We start from the raw sequence: 19,535 nt of genomic DNA on the forward strand, positions 1-19,535 counted from the left end.
TGACTTGGAGAGCTAAGCAAGGGTGAATTTCAGTGCCCTTGTTTAGTTATTTAAGGGGGGAAATACCAGTGAAAAATAAGAAATCATGGATAGCCGCACTATTGATCATGAGCGTGCTCGCGATCGCGTTTTTCTGGGGAGGGAATACTCCGAAGGGTCCGGGAGGCCAAGGGGAGTCTGGTGAGGCGCAGTCTGTACATGAAAGCAGCCCTTCTCCGGCTGCCGTGAAGCCAAGTGGTCAAGAGAACGGCGGACAAGCAGATGATGCAGGCCCAATCGGCGATAAGGCAGCTGGGACTGACAATAAAGAAGCAAGTGCAGCCCAGGAGACTAAAGCAGCAGGCGAGGCACAGTCAGAGAAACCGGCAGATAAAGAAAAGTCAGCAGATTCTGAGCAAAAAAAGCCGGAAGAGCCCGTGGCTAAAGAGGGCGATAAAGATTCCGCTGCAAAAGAGCAGGACAAGAAAACCAAGCCCGCTCCAACAATTAAGACAGAACCCAAACCGGCGGTTACGGCAGAACCTAAGAAAGATAAGTATATGACCGATCCTGTACCGGAAGGTAAACCCAAACCCGTGGAATGGCAGGATACAAAGGTCAATAAGAATAAGAGTTTGACTGTCACTCTATCTGTATCCGCCAAGACTATCCTGAACAATATGGATCTATTTAATAAGGATAAGCTTGAAGTGCTGCCCAAAGACGGTGTGATTTATAAAACAAAGAAGGTTACCTTCTATGAGGGAGAATCCGTGTTTGATGTCCTGCTTAGAGAAATGAAAGCGAGTAAGATTCATATGGAATTCGAGATGACACCCATCTATAACAGCAATTATATCGAAGGCATTCACAATTTGTATGAATTCGATTGCGGGGAGCTCAGCGGATGGATGTATAAGGTGAACGGATGGTTTCCTAACTACGGGAGCAGCCGTTATATGCTGAAAGACGGTGATGTCGTAGAGTGGCTGTATACGTGTGATCTAGGCCGGGACATCGGCGGAGGTATGGCTGCAACCGGGGAGAAGAAGTGATGCCGGATCATTTTTCTTCCTACCATCCCTTTGTCAATTTGGTTTATTTTACGGGAATACTGCTGTGCAGTATGTTCTTTATGCACCCTGTGTTTCAAGTTATCGCCCTTATCAGTGCCTTTGTTTACTCCATTATGTTACAGGGCATGAGAGCCCTGCGGTTTAATTTGCTTTACATGATTCCTCTGCTGCTGATCGTAGCGTTGATGAATCCTGTTTTTAACCATGCGGGAGTTACGATTCTATTTTATTTGAAGAACGGCAATCCCATTACGCTCGAATCCATTCTCTTTGGCGCGGCGGCAGCCTGTATGTTTGTGACCGTCATCATGTGGTTCTCCTGCTACAACGCCGTAATGACTTCGGATAAATTTATTTATCTATTCGGTAAAATAATGCCCTCGTTATCTTTGATTTTCTCGATGGTGCTCCGTTTTGTACCCAGATATATCGCGCAAATCAAAGTGATTTCGAATGCCCAGAAATGTATAGGCAGAGATGTCACTCAAGGCAATATCCTGAGAAGGGCCCGGAACGGAATGACGATTCTCTCGATTATGACCACATGGGCGCTTGAGAATGCGATTGAAACTGCAGACTCCATGAAGTCCAGGGGGTATGGACTGCCCAATCGCACAAGCTTCTCCATCTTTCGTTTTGACAACCGGGATAAAACGGTGTTCACCATTATGATGGTGCTGCTTGCCGTCCTTCTCCTGGGAGCCATACAGGGGGAGAACACAATCCGGTTCTTCCCCTCTATTAAAGCCGCGAGTATTACACCGTTGAGTATACTGGTCTATACCGCCTACATGCTTCTCTGCATGATGCCCGTAATCATTAACCTGATGGAGGCAGTGAAATGGAAATCTATCAAATCAAAGATCTAGTCTTTACTTTTCCGCAGCAAGATAGAGAGGTGCTGTCTCATCTAAATCTCTCGATTCAGAGCGGAGAGTTTATCACCATTTGCGGCAAATCGGGCTGTGGCAAGAGCACTTTGCTCAGACAGCTCAAAACCGTTCTTACTCCACACGGGAAAAAGAGCGGGGAGATCTATTACAATGGCCAGCCTATTGAAGAGCTGGATCAGCGCACGCAGGCATCTGAAATCGGGTTCGTGCTTCAGAACCCGGACAATCAGATTGTGACCGACAAGGTCTGGCATGAGCTGGCATTCGGACTTGAGAGTCTGGGATTTGATCCCGGTACGATACGTCTGCGCGTAGCCGAAATGGCCAGCTTTTTTGGAATCCAAACCTGGTTTCACAAAAATGTAACCGAGTTGTCCGGAGGGCAGAAGCAGCTTCTGAATCTGGCCTCCATTATGGCCATGCATCCTTCGGTGTTAATTCTGGATGAGCCGACTTCTCAGCTGGATCCGATTGCGGCCGGGGATTTTCTGGAAACCGTGAAGAAAATCAATCAAGAGCTGGGGACGACGATTATTATGACGGAGCACCGTCTGGAAGAGGTACTTCCTGTTTCAGACCGTCTGGTTGTGATGGATGAAGGAAAGATTATAGCGGATGACGTTCCTTACAAGGTTGGTGAACAACTGTACAGGCTGAACCATCCGATGTTTCGCTCCATGCCCTCACCGATGCAGATTTATGCAGGGGTGGGCAGCGAACTGCGCTATCCGGTTACGGTCAAGGAAGGACGCCAGTGGCTGAATGCTTTCCTGAGTGATAGGACGGCAGCGGCAATAGAGGATACGAAGGAAACACCGGACGGGGCGGCCCGTACTGTCGTTAAGTTTAAAGATGTCTGGTTTAAATACGAGAAGAACGGCACGGATATTATCAAAGATCTTTCTTTTGAAGTGAAGAAGGGGCAGTTTTACTGCATAGTCGGCGGCAATGGAACCGGTAAAACATCGACGTTATCTCTGATCAGCGGTATCCTCCAGCCATACCGGGGCAAGGTTCAAGTGAATGGGCAGAATCCTGCCCGGATGAAACCCAAGGAACTCTTCACTCACAATTTGGGGATCCTTCCGCAGAATCCGCAAACGCTGTTCGTAAAAAAAACGGTCAGGCAGGATTTAGCTGAAATGCTGACCGGCACCGATCTGACTCCTCAAGAACAAGCAGGCAAGATTGAGGCGGCGGTAGCTTTTGCGGAGCTCGAAAATTTGCTTGCTATGCACCCTTATGATTTAAGCGGGGGAGAGCAGCAGCGGGCAGCCCTTGCTAAGGTACTCCTGCTGGAGCCGCAAATCTTACTGTTGGATGAGCCGACCAAAGGTCTGGATGGATTTTTCAAAGAGAAACTCGCCGTATTTCTACACAAGCTGAATGCTTCCGGGGTTACCATTATCATGGTCTCGCACGACATCGAGTTTTGCGCCAAGTATGCAGAGGTGTGCGCCATGTTTTTTGATGGACGGATCATCACGACGAACAGGGCGAAGCCGTTTTTCGCGGGCAACAGCTTTTATACGACTGCAGCCAATCGGATGGCACGCCATATATGGCGTGAAGGAGTAACAGTAGAGGATGTGATTGAACGATGCCAGAAAAGCGGCAGGAAAACCGCCGGCTCAGCCGCCGTACTGTATTAGCCGCTCTGCTGATCCTTATTCTTATTCCGGCTACGATCCTGCTGGGCGTATTTGTCTTAAACGACCGGAAATATTATTTCATCAGCTTATTGATTGTCCTCTATACGATGATTCCATTTGCTATGGTGTTTGAGAACCGCAAGCCGCAGGCACGGGAGTTAATCGTGATCGCTGTACTGGCGGCGATTGCAGTCGCCGGACGCGCAGCCTTTTTCATGCTGCCCCAGTTCAAGCCGGTAGTCGCTATCGTTATTATCGCAGGGGTAAGCTTTGGAGCGGAGGCTGGTTTTCTTGTAGGAGCTATTGCCGGCTTTGTATCTAATTTCTACTTTGGACAGGGACCGTGGACCCCATGGCAGATGTTCTGCTTTGGAATCATTGGATTTCTGGCCGGTGTTTTATTTAAAAAAGGGCTTCTTCAAAAATCAAAACTATCGCTATGTATTTTTGGAGGGTTGTCGACGTTTGTGATTTATGGAGGCATTATTAATCTCGGCTCTCTGCTGATGTTCACTCCCCAGTTCTCCTGGCCCGCACTGCTGGCCACCTATGCATCCGGTTTTTGGTTTGATTTGGTGCATGCCATAGCGACGGTATTCTTCCTGTTCGTTCTTTCCCGGCCCATGTTTGATAAGCTGGATCGCATCAAGATCAAGTACGGACTTATCGAACCTTAGATGCTGTTTTAAAAAAATCACCTGCTCTAGAGGTCAACCTGTGCGTTATCGGGGTTGGCCTTTTTTTTGATGGTTATGGGAGCGGCAAAACAGCTGTTTTCCGGGTAATAACGCAGAATTCAAACATAATCAGATTTAGTTTGCGGATCAGCAATCAGACTAAATAAATGTGTGTTTATTTATCATAAAGTTATTAAATTTTAATAAACAATAACATATAATATCTAGTTAATGATAGATGTATGAATGAATTGTTTGGACATATCGTTTTAAAGAAAGGAGGAGAAACCAAGTGCTAAGCAATCGCTATGTGCGGACGATTATCCTTTCACGTGTGCTTCTGCAAATGGGGATATGGATAAGGAACTTTGCTGTGCTTTTATATGTAACGGATTTAACGGATAATGATCCGCTGTATGTCTCGTTGATTTCCGTTGCAGAATTTGCGCCCATTTTTATTTTTGCCATCATTGGAGGAACGATCGCCGACCGCTGGCGCCCGAAGAGAACGATGTTAGGGAGCGATCTGCTCTCTGCGCTCTCTGTCGTGTTTGTTTTGGCGGCAATGCTGAATGGAGCCTGGTATGCGCTCCTGTTAGGAACGTTTGTATCGGCCAGCCTGTCTCAATTCTCGCAGCCATCGGCGATGAAACTCTATAAGAATCATGTGCCGGCTGAGCACCTGCAGGGTGTGATGGCATTGTCTCAATCGCTGGCAGCTGTTTTTATGGTCCTGGGACCGATCATCGGCACCTTTGTCTTTCTTCAGTATGGCATAGAGATTTCTCTCGTTGTGACGACCCTCATGTTCTTAGGCTCAGCCGTTATTCTGTCTCAGCTCCCCCGTGATACGAAGGAAACGTCCATGACGGCAAGGGCCGGATTTATGAAGGAAATGCTGGCCGGTTTCCGGTATGTAAGAGCTAATCGCGCGCTGAGAACGCTGAGCGCTGCATTCGCAGCTTCCGGGTTGGCAGCAGGCTTGGTCCAGCCGTTACTGCTTTTTATTACGATCGAGAAATTAGTACAGGACAAACAATTTCTGCAATGGCTGCTGACGGCTAATGGTACTGCTATGCTGCTGGGCGGAATTATAATTATGGGAGCAGCCAAGAAGGTGCAGCCTCAGGTTATGCTTGCTACCGGCTTAGTAGTGAGTGCCTTCTGCACAATCGGAGCCGGTGCATCTACAGTGACCCTGCTGACTATGATGATCCAAGTCATTAGCGGTTTCTTTTATCCTTGTATCCAAGTCGGTATCCAGACTCTTATTATCAGAAATACGGAAAGCGCGTATATGGGCCGGGTCGGGGGAGCGATCACTCCTATTTTTATGGGAATGATGGTAATAGGCATGTCGGCCGCCGGTTATTTAAAAGCTGTGTTTTCCCTGTTCACGGTCTATGCCGCAAGTGCTGCGCTGCTTCTGCTTGGCGCCCTTCTATTAGCTCCCCTCCTACAGAAGAAGGTCAAACCTGGGGATATGGCCCGGCAGCATTAGGGAAGATATACAAAGGAATTCCTACAGGAGAGAGGTCCGGTTTTCCACATCCAGACTACTCGCGGTAACGAAGCGCAGCCATCTTGGCTGCGTTTTTTTATCCGGTAAGCCGAACATACAGCCGTCCATTTGGTAAACCCGCCGCTTTCTTTGACAGTTACCGGGATTTCGTATTAACTAGAAGTAATAGGCGAGCGGAACAGCTTGCGGTTACAGGTTAGAGAAACAAGATAGAAGGCTCCCGTCAGGAGAAGCCTCTCCCCATTAAACTTCTACAGATTGGAGCGCGGAGCATGTATCGCAGTTTAGAAGAGTGCGTCATCGATTTGGAGAAAAACGGTCATTTGGTTCGTATTCATGAAGAAGTGGATCCCTATCTGGAAATGGCTGCTATTCATATGAGAGTTCACGAAGCAGGGGGGCCTGCTTTATTGTTTGAGAGGGTCAAAGGATCGAAGTTTAGGGCGGTATCCAATCTGTTCGGTACGGTAGAGCGCAGCAAGTTTATTTTCCGGCATACCTGGGAAGCCGTTCAGAACGTAATGGCAGTGCGCAACGACCCGATGCAGGCCTTGAAGCACCCTCTGAAAAATGTCGGAGCGGGGCTGGCGGCGGTAAAGGCTCTGCCGCTTAAGAATAACGGCGGTCAGCCGGTTGCCGCGCAGGAGATTAAGATATCGGATCTTCCCCTGATTCAGCACTGGCCGGACGACGGGGGGGCATTCGTCACTCTGCCTCAAGTATACTCGGAGAATCCGGAGAAGGCCGGAATTATGAATTCCAATCTGGGGATGTACCGTATTCAGCTCAGCGGCAACGAATACGAGATGGACAAAGAGATCGGGCTGCATTATCAGATCCACCGGGGGATCGGAATTCATCAAGAGAAGGCCAACAGACGAGGCCAGTCGCTGAAGGTCAGCTGCTTCATAGGCGGCCCTCCGGCCCACACGCTGTCGGCGGTTATGCCCCTTCCGGAGGGCCTCAGCGAGATGACCTTTGCGGGTCTGCTATCGGGCCGCCGTTTTCGCTACAGCTATATCGATGGCTTCTGCATTAGTAACGAAGCGGATTTCGTTATAACCGGAGAAATTCATCCTGGAGAGACCAAGCCGGAGGGGCCCTTTGGCGACCACCTGGGTTACTACAGCCTGATTCATCCTTTCCCCGTCATGAAAGTACACAAAGTGTATGCCAAACCTAATGCCATATGGCCGTTTACGGTAGTCGGCCGGCCGCCGCAGGAAGATACGGCATTCGGTGAACTCATTCATGAATTAACAGGAGATGCGATCAAGCAGGAAATTCCGGGTGTAAAAGAGGTCCATGCCGTTGATGCCGCGGGTGTACACCCGCTGCTGTTTGCGATCGGCAGTGAGCGCTACACGCCTTATCAGCAGGTTAAGCAGCCCACCGAAATGCTCACGATCGCTAACCGGATCTTAGGGACCGGGCAGCTGAGCCTGGCGAAGTATTTGTTCATCACCGCCGAAGAGAATCAACCGCTCGATACTCACCGGGAAGCGGATTTCTTAACCTACATGATGGAGCGGATTGACCTGCGGCGTGATATTCATTTCTACACCAATACCACCATTGATACATTGGATTATTCGGGTACCGGACTCAACACCGGGAGCAAGGTTGTGTTTGCGGCTTATGGAGATAAACGGAGGGAACTGTGTCTGGAGGTCCCTGAAGCCTTGAAAGAGCTGCGGGTCTTTGAACAGCCACGTTTGATCATGCCGGGCATCGTGGCACTGCAAGGGCCGGCATTTACGACTTATCCGGATGCCGCCAGGGAGATTCAGGAATGGAGTGATGCAATTCAGTCCAGAGGTCAAGTGGCGTCTTGTCCCATGATCATCCTTAGTGATGACAGCAGCTTTATGAGTGAGACCATTTCTAACTTCCTGTGGGCAACCTTTACGCGCAGCAATCCTTCTCACGACATCCATGGCGTGAACGGCTCCTATGAGCATAAGCACTGGGGCTGCGATCAAGTCATCATTGACGCCCGTATTAAGCCTCATCATGCACCCCCATTAATTTCCGATCCGATCGTTGAGAAGAACATCGGACGGTTGTTCGTCCAAGGCGCAAGCCTGGGCGGGATTAAGCTTTAGCTTAAGCTTTATCGTGAATAGCTAGAAGAGACTCCGCAAGTTCCAAACGGGCATAAAGGCGGCAGCAATGCCGTTTTTGTGCTTTAATTGAGGTTAGATGCTGTCAGGTGCAGTATCTGTCTTTTAAATAATGAACCGATCAAAAGTTGTTGTAATTTTACTCAACATTGACTATTTATTTTTATATTAAAACTAGCCTGTCAAATATTCAAAGTTGGATATACAACAGGCAGCAGTAAAAGGTATTCCTAGATTTGTGAAGGAAGTGGCGAAATGACACGGTTAATGGTATTAGGTTTACTAAAGAAACAGCCCATGTCCGGTTATGAGATCCAACGATTTCTGCAGCTGGATCATGTGAATCAATGGGCAGAGATATTACCAGGTTCTATCTACCATGCTCTCAAAAAGCTGGAGAGCGAGAGTTATATTGAAATAGATACTATCGAGCATACAGGTAACCGGGCCAAAGCAACCTACATCATTACAGATCAGGGAGAGCAGGAGTATGCACGTCTTATTGAAGAGTCTTTATCGAGACCTTCACTTGTGTTCCCTACGGATATTTATACGGCGCTTCTTTTTCATGGGGATCTGGCCAGAGAACAGGTGCTTATCGCCGTGGAGAGTCAGATCGACCTCATTCGCAAGAAATACGATGAAACCCGGACTGCTCAAGCGGAACAAAATGACCTGTCTGATGAGGAGGTCCTCATTTTTGATCACATGTATAGTTTATTTAAGGCTCATTTGAAATTATTGAATGGAATCAGGCTGTATATTCAAAGGAACAAAAAGTAGAGGCAGGAGACACCTATTTTTAATATGTAGAGACTCCGTGATGTGGAAGAGCTGTATACAGATAAAAGGAGGGATAAAAGAGCCGGAAATATACAGATAATAACAGTCAAAATTGGTGAAAATAAAAAAGCTTGTATTCTTCTGAATTTCTGTTACAATAATCTTTGTCGCCAAAAACGACAGTCCAAATAAGGCCCGTTGGTCAAGGGGTTAAGACACCTCCCTTTCACGGAGGTAACAGGGGTTCGAATCCCCTACGGGTCATTAAGTAACTTTTATGGAGGCTTAGCTCAGCTGGGAGAGCATCTGCCTTACAAGCAGAGGGTCGGCGGTTCGATCCCGTCAGCCTCCACCATAATTAGTTTACTGACGCGGGGTGGAGCAGCCCGGTAGCTCGTCGGGCTCATAACCCGAAGGCCGCAGGTTCAAATCCTGCCCCCGCAATTAATTACCTGGAGCTGTGGTGTAGAGGCCTAACATGCCTGCCTGTCACGCAGGAGACCGCGGGTTCGAATCCCGTCAGCTCCGCCATTTTTCTTCATTAGATGGATAAGAATGGCCGGAAGTGACCATAATAAGGCTCGGTAGCTCAGTCGGTAGAGCAGAGGACTGAAAATCCTCGTGTCGGCGGTTCGATTCCGTCCCGAGCCACCATTATCATCCACACAACTTCATATGCCGTTGTAGCTCAACTGGTAGAGCAACTGACTTGTAATCAGTAGGTTGGGGGTTCAAGTCCTCTCGACGGCACCATTTTCATGGAGGCTTAGCGAAGTGGCCAAACGCAGCAGACTGTAAATCTGTTCTCTGACGAGTTCGGTGGTTCGAATCCATCAGCCTCCACCAGTTTTTCCAAGAGCCATTAGCTCAGTTGGTAGAGCACCTGACTTTTAATCAGGGTGTCGAAGGTTCGAGTCCTTCATGGCTCACTTTTATAGTGTCATACGCGGTCGTGGTGGAACGGCAGACACGCTATCTTGAGGGGGTAGTGCCCAATGGGCGTGAGGGTTCAAATCCCTCCGACCGCACCATACCTCATGCGGACATGGCGGAATTGGCAGACGCGCTAGATTCAGGTTCTAGTGGTGTAACAGCCGTGGAGGTTCGAGTCCTCTTGTCCGCATCGCAGTTGGAATTAAGGAAAGACCCGGTCAGCATTTGCTGACCGGGTCTTTCCTTTTTTTTGTAATTCATGTATTGGCGCCGACCTCCAACAATGTTATAATGAGCCTCAGAGTTGAGTTTATTTTAGATTAGCTGAGACGAGACAGGTTGAGAAGAGCCGGAGCCGAGATGAGATGTTTATTTGTGTTTCCCTCCTCTATTTACCCCTGTTCTCCTCTGTAGACAAACGGAGGTTAGAAGATGAACAGTATTTTATCCCACCTGACTTACAATCCCGAACAAGAGATTTACATGACACAAGGGCAAGTGAAAGTTCTCCGTACTGTTGAAACATTGGATTACGCACACGCAGTAGACGGAATTCTGGAGCAAATTGATCATACCAAGGGAGCTCTGTATTCCAGTTCTTACGAATATCCGGGCAGATACTCCCGCTGGGATATCGGATTCGTGAATCCGCCTGTACAGCTGCGTTCTTCCGGTAATCGGTTTTCTATGGAGGCGCTTGATCAACGCGGTGAAGTATTAATTCCATTGATGCTCAATGCGCTGTTACATGTGGATTCTATAGATGTGGAGCTGATTTCGGGCCGCATCGAAGGTGTTATTCTGCGTACCGATAAAGTGTTTACGGAAGAGGAGAGGACGTCACAGCCTTCTATTTTTCAAGTGCTGCGGGAACTCAAAAATTTCTTCTATTCGGATGAAGATTCTTTCCTCGGGCTATATGGCGCTTTCGGGTATGACCTGGTGTTCCAGATAGACCCGATCGAATATAAACAGGAGCGCAAGGCGGACACGTCGGAGCTTATCTTGTTTATTCCCGATGAACTGATCGTCGTCGACCACCAGATGTCCTGCGCCTATAAAATGTCCTATGATTTTGAAATGAACGGGAAGACTACGGTCAATATTCCCCGGTCTAAGACAGTGATCCGGGAAGCCGCTGCCGACAAGGCGGTTCTGGACTATGAGTACATTCCGGGGGATTATGCCGGACTGGTCCGCAAAGCCATCGAACAGTTTAGAGCAGGCAATATGTTCGAAGTGGTGCCTTCCCAGTCTTTATATGAGGTATGCCATGATGCCGCTTCCCGGATCTTCCAGCGGCTGAAGAAGCTGAATCCGAGTCCGTATGGATTTATCGTTAATCTGGGGGAGGAGATTCTCGTCGGTTCTTCACCGGAGATGTATGTCCGGGTCGAGGATGGCCGTTTGGAGACGTGCCCGATCTCAGGTACGATCCAACGGGGCAAGAATGCTATTGAAGATGCGGAGAACATCCGCACGCTGCTTAATTCGTCCAAGGATGAAGCGGAACTGACGATGTGTACGGATGTTGACCGTAATGATAAGTCCCGTATTTGCCGCCCGGGCTCTGTCAAGGTGATCGGCAGAAGACAGCTGGAGATGTATTCTCATCTCATCCACACCGTCGATCATGTAGAAGGCTATCTGGAGCCGCAGTTCGATGCGCTGGACGGATTTATGACGCATATGTGGGCGGTAACGGTTACCGGAGCTCCCAAACGCGCTGCGATTCAATGGATCGAGAATAACGAGAAGTCTGCACGCGGCTGGTATGGCGGAGCCGTAGGCATGTACGGTTTCAACGGAAACGTGAATACGGGACTTACTCTGCGGACGATCTCCATCAAGAACGGGATCGCCGAGATCAGAGCGGGCGCGACTCTTCATGTGGATTCCGATCCTGATCTGGAAGAGAAAGAGACGCTGACGAAGGCGGCTGCTCTGCTCAAGGCGATCCGCGGCTGGAATGAGCAGACGGATGCGGTTGAGGAGGTGCCGCTTGCCGGTAAGGGCAAGCGTGTCCTGTTCGTCGATCACGAGGATTCGTTCGTGCATACGCTGGGCAATTATTTCAAGCAGACAGGCGCGGAGATCGTGACCTACCGCTCTTCTGCCGCGAGAGAGCAGCTCCGCAGCGGGCAATACGATCTGGTTGTGCTGTCTCCGGGGCCTGGCCGGCCTGAGGAGTTTCAGCTCAACGAAACGATTGACTTGTGCGTACAGCGACAGATTCCGATCTTCGGTGTCTGTCTGGGGCTTCAAGGAATCGTGGAATATTTCGGAGGGGCCTTGAGCACGTTGTCCTACCCTATGCATGGCAAAAGCTCCAAGATCCGGCTCGTAGAGGAGTGCCAGCTATGGAAGGGACTGCCGGATGAAGTGACGGTCAGCCGGTATCATTCCCTCTACGCGAGTGAAGTGCCGGATGGCCTGAAGGTTACAGCCTTATCCGAGGATGATGTCGTGATGGCTGTGCGTCACGAATCTCTGCCTATTACGGCGGTGCAATTCCACCCGGAATCCATTCTCTCCGCGAGTCAGGATGTGGGAATATCGATCATCCGGAACGTTGTCGCTTCACTATAAAGCTTAACTCATCCCGGAGATGAGTGAGTGAATCAACAGGCAGGCTGCCCTACTGGGAAAGATCTGAGGAACTTACCAGTGGGGCGGCTTTTTTTGTATGGAGAAAAAGAGATCTGGCTGGCGCGCCATTGAGTGTCTTCTATTGTAACGAATGCCGTAACCTATTATGCTAAGAATAGTCTTGGGCGGCATGCCCGGCATGTGCGGTGTGAACAGGAGCGGTGAAGAACCGCGAGTGCAATTTGGAAAAAAAGAAATGGGTATGTCTGCGAACATAAAGACAGGAGTGTTACGTTTGAGAAATGCGCCATCCATCATCATGGATTTCAACCACGAGAGGCTGATATTTGAAAGTCCGCTCCAGGTATGGCAAACCTGCAAGATAGAAGAAGTCAGGGGAATATTCGAAGATGTGCAGGCGGCTATCGACCGGCAGCTCTATATAGTAGGCTACGTCGCCTATGAGTGTGCCCCTGCTTTTCAGGAGCATCAATCCGTCTGTGAACCGGATGCTGACTTTCCGCTGGTATGGTTCGCCAGCTATTCGAAGCCGGTGGAGCAGGCAATTCTTGGAGAAGCTGAGGCTGATCAGAAGAATGCCCGGATGGCTGCTGACTACTGCATATCGGACTGGCAGGCTGATAAAGATCAGGAGAATTATGAGCAGGATATCCGGACGATCCATGAGGCTATCGCTTGGGGAAAGACGTATCAGGTCAACTATACGACTCGTCTGAGAGCCGGATTCACAGGAGATGATCTTGCTTATTACGAGCAGTTAAGAGAAGCTCAGCATGGCGCTTATTCAGCTTATTTGAATCTGGGGTGTTACCGGATCTTATCTGTGTCGCCCGAGCTGTTCTTTCAATGGGACGGGGACGCGATCCGTACAAAGCCGATGAAGGGAACCGCCTCCAAGACGGAGAGCAGGGAGGCTTTGCGTCAATCGCTTAAGAATCGTGCTGAGAACTTAATGATCGTGGATTTGCTGCGTAACGATATGAGCCGGATCGCCCGGAAGGGAACTGTCCGGGTTCCGAAGCTGTTCGAAATCGAGGAATACCCTACCCTGTATCAGATGACTTCTACGGTAGAGGCTAAGACAAAACCGGGCACAACTTTGTTCGATGTGTTCCAAGCGATGTTCCCATGCGGGTCTATTACAGGTGCTCCTAAAATATCGACGATGAATATAATCCGGTCTCTGGAGCGGGAACCGCGGCATATCTATTGCGGGACAATAGGGCTTATCCAGCCTGGCAAAGGCATGACCTTTAATGTCGCCATCCGAACGGTACTGGTTGATTCGGACAAAGAGCAGGCCGTATACGGCGCAGGGGGCGGCATTACCTGGGACTCTAATGCGGGAGACGAGTATGAGGAGCTGCTGACCAAATCCAAAATACTTACGTATCGTGAGCAAACGAACAGGCGGCAGCATTCCTCATCTGCAAATAAATAACGCCTATGTTCCTGCAAAAATACAAGCTGAAATTTGTTGCAATCGAATTTGTTGCCTTGTAGATAACGCTTGTATTATGAAGCCGGAATAATCTGCAAAACCTAGAAGGAAGCGATGTAGAGGTGCATAATGACTAAAATGGACAAGCGGCAGTGCGATGTCAGTCCGGGTACCGGTCCGGATATCGTTACATTCGGTGAATCAATGGCGCTTCTTATGCCTGAGACCGGTAAAGGAATCGAATATTCACCGCAATTGAACACGACCTTTGGCGGAGCGGAGAGTAATGTCGCTATTGGTCTGGCAAGGCTGGGACATCATGCAGGGTGGTTCGGCCAGCTCGGCCATGATCCCTTCGGCAGAATGGTACTCAAGAAAATTAGAGGCGAAGGCGTCGATGTCTCCCGGGCTAAGCTATTGGAGTCTGCGCCGACTGGGCTGATGCTCCGGGAAGCTGTTGCGGGCAAAACGTCCGTATACTATTACCGGCGCTTTTCCGCTATGAGTAAGATGCGTCCGGAAGATCTGGATGAGGCTTACATAGCGCAGGCGCAGATCCTGCATATTACAGGTATAACGCCTGCCCTGAGCGAATCTTGTCTGGCCACGGTAAAAGCAGCGGTGCGCATTGCGAAGCGGCATGGGGTGAAAGTCTGTTTTGACCCCAATCTGAGGTTGAAGCTCTGGGGAATCGAAAGAGCCCGCGAGGCACTCTTGTCGCTTGCCGGAGACGCTGACTACTTCCTGCCGGGTCTGGATGAGTTGAAGCTGCTCTATCAGACCGAAGATTTCGATGAGATTATAAGCAAGCTGGGCCGGCTCTCTGCGGTTTCGGTCGTTAAAGGCGGAGACGAAGAAAGTTATCTTGTCGAGAAAGGACGCGTGACAGCGGTCCCTTTCGTCAAAGCGGAACGTGTCGTCGACACGGTTGGTGCGGGAGACGGTTTCTGCGCGGGTTTCCTCTCGGCAATCGTGCAGGGCTCCGGCCATTTGGAAGCGGTGAAGCTCGGGAGTCTGCTCGGTTCTCTCGTTGTTCAGGCTCCGGGCGACTGGGAAGGGCTTCCGACACGGGAGGAAATAGATGCGGTGCTTCAGGGGAGCGGGCATATTGAGCGCTGAACGCTGAACGGTGAAAGCCGACGGCGGCGAGAAGTCCGGCAGCGGCTGCGCCCGCGGAGTTGACGAATCATGCATAGGGTCATGCACCAGAAGAATAACCGGCCGCCGGTTCGAGCAACTGTCAGCGATTTCTATATAATCAGCCGAGCCCATACTACTACCAGCCGAAAGGATGGAAAGACACAAGCGGGAGCTGCGGCAGTGGGGATCGGCTCCGATCTGACGAACCAGGGCCGCCAAGGCGGGCGACTCTAGTCTGATTGCGAAGAAAGCGGCGCAATTCATGCAGGTTTTCAAGGAGGCTCAAGCAGTCCTGGTATGGTAATGCAAGCGATAATGCCAGCGGGAATACCAGCTGCGATGTTGTGAATTAGTTTCCCCTGATCTTCTTTGCGGATCTCCGGAGGCCTCCCGTTGTAACTGAAATGGCGGCTTCCAGATCACGGGGAGAAATGCTAAAGTGATTCAATTTTCGTGTAAATAATTGGATAGCGATTAATTGCAAAAAAAGTTTGAATTCCGTCTGGATATCTGTTATGATATTCCTTGTCGACTTCGGGAAACATTGCTTTTTACAAAGAAATGCGGAAGTGGCTCAGCGGTAGAGCATCGCCTTGCCAAGGCGAGGGTCGCGGGTTCGATTCCCGTCTTCCGCTCCAATGCGGGTGTAGTTCAATGGTAGAACTTCAGCCTTCCAAGCTGATAGCGTGGGTTCGATTCCCATCACCCGCTTCATGATTGCAGAATAAAAGCCAAGCCTCTTGTAACCAAGGGCTTGGCTTTTTTCTGTTGCTTTGAATGATACAGGGTCAGGGAAGAGATCCCAGCCAAGGGATGCCGGCGGGAGAAAAGCCGAAGCTGCACGAAGCATCACAGAAGCGGGATGCGGGAGGAACGGAGCTGTGATACGATAGGAGCATTGAATCCTGCTTGAGAAGAGGTACACGATGATGACACTAACCAGCAAGAAACCAAGGCGTAAAATTTGGCTCTTTGTGATTCTGGCCGTCCTTCTGGCGGCTTGTATTGAGGCTGTGCTTTATCTGCGTCCTTATGAACCGGACGAACGGGCCGCCCAAGCTATGCAAAGCGGTGGTGGAGTAACTGTCACAGACGCGGAGAAGTGGATGGTTTTTGAAAAGTCAGCGGGTGCGGATCAGTCCGGACCAGGGATCGTTTTCTATCCGGGCGGCTTGGTCAAGCCTGAAAGCTATGCACCCTTGGCGCGAGAGCTTGCCCTGCGCGGCTATCGTACCGTGATTGTGAGAATGCCGCTGAATCTGGCTGTTCTGGGTGGAAACCGGGCCGAGGAGGCACTGGCTGCGGATTCTGGCAGAAGCTACGTGATTGGCGGTCACTCGCTCGGAGGGGTGATGGCAGCCCGCTATGCGGCAGCTCATCCTCAGCAGCTCCAAGGGGTATTTATGCTCGCGGCGTACGCAGATTCTAAAGGCAGCCTGAAGGATAAAGGATTGCCGGTCCTTTCTTTGACAGGTACGGAAGACGGCGTATTGAATAGGGAGAGCTGGGAAGCGGGCAGAAGCAATCTGCCGGCAGATGCCGTAATCGAGATGATTCCCGGAGGCAACCATGCTCAGTTCGGCAGCTATGGCCTTCAGAAAGGGGATCATCCCGCTGCAATCAGCGTACAGGAGCAGACGGCGAAGACTGCTGACGCTATCGCGAACTGGCTGGCTAAGACAGCGGAGTGAGCACGTTAATTATGCGGGGTGGGGTTCTGCTGACAGCAGAGCTCCTCTTGCATATAAAAAACTTGAATGTGATATGAGATAGGAAGAGAAGGGATAATCCAAATGGACAGACGGAAGAAAATCAGCCCGGAGCTTATACGTCTTATTCGGTTCGGGATCGTGGGCGTCAGCAATACACTGGTGGACTGGGCCGTATTCTGGCTGCTGCTGTCCGGATTGGAGATGCACTATGTCGCTGCTCAGACATTTGCCTATTTATGCGGCACGCTGAACAGTTTTTTGTGGAACCGCAGATGGACGTTTGCCAGCAAAGGACCTTTTAAAACGGCGGAGGCAGTCAAATTTTTTCTAGTTAACGGAATATGTCTGGCGTCATCCTATGCCCTGCTATTCGTGTGCATGGATGTGTTCGACTGGAATACGCTGTTCAGCAAACTGGTCGTTACGATCCTGCTGCTGATGGTGAATTATGCGGCAAGCCGGCTGTGGGTGTTCAAGTCCCCGGATTCAGCGAACAAGGCGAGCTCGGAGGGCTGACATCGCGCGAATAAATCAGAGTAAACAAGAGTAAACGAGAGTAAATATGAGGCGTGTTTTCGGAAAAAGGGGACGTTGAAAAATATAAAAATTTCCTTCCGAATTTAACAGACGGGTGGAAATTTTTGCAGTATAATGAACGTATTATTGGATCGAATACGGTAAAATTCATTTACTACTATGTGAGGAAGCCGGAAGACAGCCCCGGCTCAAAGGAGAACAAATGAACGTGCATCTCAAGACACGCTCCTGGCACCGCTTTACCCCGACCCGAAAACATCTGTGGTTCGCAACGCTGGAGGGAGCACCGGCAACGGTCATAACAACGCTCCTGAATGGCCCGTTCTTGACGGGCTATTTGTTGTATCTGGGTGCGACTTCCTCTGAAGTCGGTCTCGTACTCGCCATGACGACAATAGTCAACGTTGGGCAAATTTTAATGGCTTACCTGATGCAAAAATGGAGCAACCGGAAGCTGCTCATTCTGATTTTCGGAAGTATGCACCGAATCTTATGGGCGTGTACGGGTTTGATTCCCTTTGTACTGGAGCGGGATTTATGGATTCCGGCCTATGTGGTCTTATACACACTGGCGTTTTTGTCCAACTCTTTTGCAGGAGTGGTCTGGTCCACCTTGATGGCGGATATGGTTCCCGCATCCGTCAGAGCCCGGCATTTCGGAATAAGAAATATGCTGCTGAATGCTCTTGGCAGCTTGGGGTTGTTCATAGGCGGACAAATTCTGGATCATTACGGAAATGAAACAGGATTCCCGATTCTCTATAGTATCGTCGGTGTTGCGGTCGTATGCAATGTGCTCGGGTATACCTTGTATCCGAATCCGCCTTTTCAGCAGTCCGAGAATACGAAGCTGATGCCGATGCTGACACGCCCTTTTAAGGACCGGACCTATATCCGGGCGACTGCATTCCTTGCTCTCTGGCTGTTTATGCAGGGAATCTCGGTTCCTCTGTTCTCTTATGTGATGCTCAAACCACTGCAGGTCAGCTATCAGACCATCTCGATCCTGACGGTGCTGCAGACGGCTGTTATGATGATGAGCTTCTATGTATGGGGGAACCTGAATGCGCGCTGGAGCAATCGGCAGCTGCTGTTCTGGACGCTGCCTCTTCTTTCTTTGTCCTGCATGCTCTGGGGACTGCTGGCTTGGCTGCCCGTACTGCCGGTGCTAATCATGGTGCATATGTGTCTTGGAGCCGGGACGGGCGGATTTAATCAGCTGGCGTTTAATTTTATTATCGGGGACACGCCAAGGGGAGAACGTCCGATGTTCATTGCGATGTATTCGACTCTAACCGGTTTTGCGGCATTCCTGGGGCCGCTTCTCGGAGGCCGGATGTACGGGTGGGCGGAACGTATGCCGCTCTGGGTTCAGCAGTACGGAATATCATCGGGGATGGGATTCATTATGCTGCTGCTCGCAGTATCTCTGGGGCGCAAGGTCCTGCTGGACAAGGCTCCGAAGTCGCCGCCCGGGCCGGGAATAGAGACATCCGTTTCCTGAGGAATGCACCGAAGGAATGCACCGATGCGGCAAGCTGGTTTTGAAATGGCTGAACGGCGCAGAGGCAGATGGCCGTGGCGATGCCGATGACGGTGAGGATTCAAGCCCATTCTGCTATTTTTAAAGTTTATGGGCCAGAGTATTCCTATTGATTCCTCCCTATTAATTCATTACATATGCAATCATCCATTGTAAGCGGCGGCAGAAATCTCTACAATAAGAGAATGATAACCAAAGGGAGATTTGAATGGATGCTTGGATAGAAAGAGTGGAACGGGAGCTGCTGCCCGGTATCGACTTCGTAAGCGAGGATCCGCATGAACCGGTGGTGGTGCGGCGGCTGCCGGGCGAGTGGAAATTGGTGGGGACGGGCAATTATGCGGCTGTGACGGCTCATCCGGATTTGCCGGACCTGGTTGTAAAGGTGTACGCACCCGGCAGGGCAGGCTGGAAGCAGGAAGTGGAGGTTTACCGGAGGTTAGGTGAACACCCGGCATACTCCCGCTGTTACTACGCGAGCGAGCCTTATCTGATTCTCAAACGATTGAATGGCGTCACCTTGTATGAATGTTTCCGTAAAGGAGTACGCATCCCGCAGCAGGTGATTCATGACATTGAGGATGCACGTGATTATGCGCGCAGACTGGGCCTGAAGCCGCAGGATCTGCACGGGAAGAATGTAATGCTTGAGAGCGGGCGCGGCAAAATCGTGGATGTATCGGATTTTCTGGATGAGAACCCCGACCAGATGTGGGAGGATATGAAGAAGGCCTATTACAAGCTGTATTTGCCTTTTATTTACCGCAATCCGTTTCCTCTGCCTAATTCTATCTTAAACGGAATCCGCAAAAGCTACCGCTGGCTCCGCCGCCGGCCTTCTTAACGTGAGCAGGGAGAGGCGGTTGTCGGATTATCCTAAAAAAAGAACCGCCCCTATCGGATAAGGGCGGTTC

Annotated in this window: 15 protein-coding genes and 12 tRNA genes; all 27 read left to right on the forward strand. The window is 50.2% G+C overall.

The window, feature by feature from the left end; genetic code table 11:
- Positions 1 to 68: 68 nt before the first annotated feature.
- The 27 genes from EDM21_RS03760 to EDM21_RS03885 all read left to right on the forward strand — a co-directional run bounded on the left by EDM21_RS03760 (position 69) and on the right by EDM21_RS03885 (position 19,465).
- Positions 69 to 1,034 (forward strand): DUF4430 domain-containing protein, encoded by a 966-nt coding sequence (locus EDM21_RS03760; protein ID WP_338043920.1) that lies wholly within the window; start codon positions 69 to 71, stop codon positions 1,032 to 1,034.
- Complete coding sequence (locus EDM21_RS03765; protein ID WP_157333064.1) at positions 1,034 to 1,924, forward strand: energy-coupling factor transporter transmembrane component T; 891 nt, start codon at positions 1,034 to 1,036, stop codon at positions 1,922 to 1,924. The genes EDM21_RS03760 and EDM21_RS03765 overlap by 1 nt, the downstream gene beginning before the upstream one ends.
- On the forward strand, positions 1,897 to 3,600 hold the full coding sequence (locus tag EDM21_RS03770; protein WP_166541813.1) for an ABC transporter ATP-binding protein: 1,704 nt from the start codon (positions 1,897 to 1,899) through the stop codon (positions 3,598 to 3,600). Before EDM21_RS03765 ends, EDM21_RS03770 begins: the two co-directional genes overlap by 28 nt.
- Positions 3,549 to 4,277, forward strand: a complete 729-nt coding sequence (locus EDM21_RS24530; RefSeq protein ID WP_166541814.1) for an ECF transporter S component — start codon at positions 3,549 to 3,551, stop codon at positions 4,275 to 4,277. Before EDM21_RS03770 ends, EDM21_RS24530 begins: the two co-directional genes overlap by 52 nt.
- Before the next feature lie 292 nt (positions 4,278 to 4,569).
- A complete protein-coding gene (locus EDM21_RS03775; protein WP_166541815.1) occupies positions 4,570 to 5,778 on the forward strand; it encodes an MFS transporter in 1,209 nt (402 codons plus the stop codon).
- Positions 5,779 to 6,071: 293 nt separating this feature from the next.
- The gene (locus tag EDM21_RS03780) at positions 6,072 to 7,904 is read left to right on the forward strand and encodes a UbiD family decarboxylase (RefSeq protein WP_157333065.1); all 1,833 of its coding nucleotides are present in this window, start codon (positions 6,072 to 6,074) and stop codon (positions 7,902 to 7,904) included.
- 273 nt (positions 7,905 to 8,177) lie between these two features.
- Positions 8,178 to 8,705, forward strand: a complete 528-nt coding sequence (locus EDM21_RS03785) for a PadR family transcriptional regulator (protein WP_157333067.1) — start codon at positions 8,178 to 8,180, stop codon at positions 8,703 to 8,705.
- 192 nt (positions 8,706 to 8,897) lie between these two features.
- A tRNA-Glu gene (locus EDM21_RS03790) sits at positions 8,898 to 8,969 on the forward strand.
- 15 nt (positions 8,970 to 8,984) lie between these two features.
- Positions 8,985 to 9,060: transfer RNA gene (locus tag EDM21_RS03795), tRNA-Val, on the forward strand.
- A 15-nt stretch (positions 9,061 to 9,075) separates the two neighbouring features.
- A tRNA-Met gene (locus EDM21_RS03800) sits at positions 9,076 to 9,149 on the forward strand.
- A gap of 10 nt (positions 9,150 to 9,159) precedes the next feature.
- Positions 9,160 to 9,236: transfer RNA gene (locus EDM21_RS03805), tRNA-Asp, on the forward strand.
- A 47-nt stretch (positions 9,237 to 9,283) separates the two neighbouring features.
- A tRNA-Phe gene (locus EDM21_RS03810) sits at positions 9,284 to 9,359 on the forward strand.
- Between the two features lie 23 nt (positions 9,360 to 9,382).
- A tRNA-Thr gene (locus EDM21_RS03815) sits at positions 9,383 to 9,458 on the forward strand.
- Positions 9,459 to 9,465: 7 nt separating this feature from the next.
- A tRNA-Tyr gene (locus tag EDM21_RS03820) sits at positions 9,466 to 9,551 on the forward strand.
- A 10-nt stretch (positions 9,552 to 9,561) separates the two neighbouring features.
- A tRNA-Lys gene (locus tag EDM21_RS03825) sits at positions 9,562 to 9,634 on the forward strand.
- A gap of 17 nt (positions 9,635 to 9,651) precedes the next feature.
- A tRNA-Leu gene (locus EDM21_RS03830) sits at positions 9,652 to 9,736 on the forward strand.
- A gap of 8 nt (positions 9,737 to 9,744) precedes the next feature.
- Positions 9,745 to 9,828 (forward strand) — tRNA-Leu (locus EDM21_RS03835).
- A gap of 242 nt (positions 9,829 to 10,070) precedes the next feature.
- Complete coding sequence (locus EDM21_RS03840) at positions 10,071 to 12,227, forward strand: anthranilate synthase component I (RefSeq protein ID WP_157333069.1); 2,157 nt, start codon at positions 10,071 to 10,073, stop codon at positions 12,225 to 12,227.
- Positions 12,228 to 12,522: 295 nt separating this feature from the next.
- A complete protein-coding gene (gene pabB, locus EDM21_RS03845) occupies positions 12,523 to 13,689 on the forward strand; it encodes an aminodeoxychorismate synthase component I (RefSeq protein WP_157333071.1) in 1,167 nt (388 codons plus the stop codon).
- A 138-nt stretch (positions 13,690 to 13,827) separates the two neighbouring features.
- Complete coding sequence (locus EDM21_RS03850) at positions 13,828 to 14,808, forward strand: sugar kinase (protein ID WP_157333780.1); 981 nt, start codon at positions 13,828 to 13,830, stop codon at positions 14,806 to 14,808.
- A 69-nt stretch (positions 14,809 to 14,877) separates the two neighbouring features.
- A complete protein-coding gene (locus tag EDM21_RS24870) occupies positions 14,878 to 15,063 on the forward strand; it encodes a hypothetical protein (protein WP_235918020.1) in 186 nt (61 codons plus the stop codon).
- Between the two features lie 329 nt (positions 15,064 to 15,392).
- A tRNA-Gly gene (locus tag EDM21_RS03860) sits at positions 15,393 to 15,467 on the forward strand.
- Between the two features lie 2 nt (positions 15,468 to 15,469).
- A tRNA-Gly gene (locus EDM21_RS03865) sits at positions 15,470 to 15,540 on the forward strand.
- A gap of 215 nt (positions 15,541 to 15,755) precedes the next feature.
- The gene (locus EDM21_RS03870) at positions 15,756 to 16,520 is read left to right on the forward strand and encodes an alpha/beta hydrolase (RefSeq protein ID WP_201280751.1); all 765 of its coding nucleotides are present in this window, start codon (positions 15,756 to 15,758) and stop codon (positions 16,518 to 16,520) included.
- Between the two features lie 102 nt (positions 16,521 to 16,622).
- A complete protein-coding gene (locus EDM21_RS03875) occupies positions 16,623 to 17,057 on the forward strand; it encodes a GtrA family protein (RefSeq protein ID WP_157333073.1) in 435 nt (144 codons plus the stop codon).
- Positions 17,058 to 17,280: 223 nt separating this feature from the next.
- On the forward strand, positions 17,281 to 18,582 hold the full coding sequence (locus tag EDM21_RS03880) for an MFS transporter (protein WP_157333075.1): 1,302 nt from the start codon (positions 17,281 to 17,283) through the stop codon (positions 18,580 to 18,582).
- Positions 18,583 to 18,829: 247 nt separating this feature from the next.
- Positions 18,830 to 19,465, forward strand: coding sequence for a serine/threonine-protein kinase (locus EDM21_RS03885; RefSeq protein ID WP_157333077.1), 636 nt, complete (start codon positions 18,830 to 18,832; stop codon positions 19,463 to 19,465).
- Positions 19,466 to 19,535 lie beyond the last annotated feature (70 nt).

The organism is Paenibacillus lutrae, from assembly GCF_009757775.1.
In the GTDB taxonomy this organism is placed as follows: Bacteria; Bacillota; Bacilli; order Paenibacillales; family NBRC-103111; genus Paenibacillus_F; species Paenibacillus_F lutrae.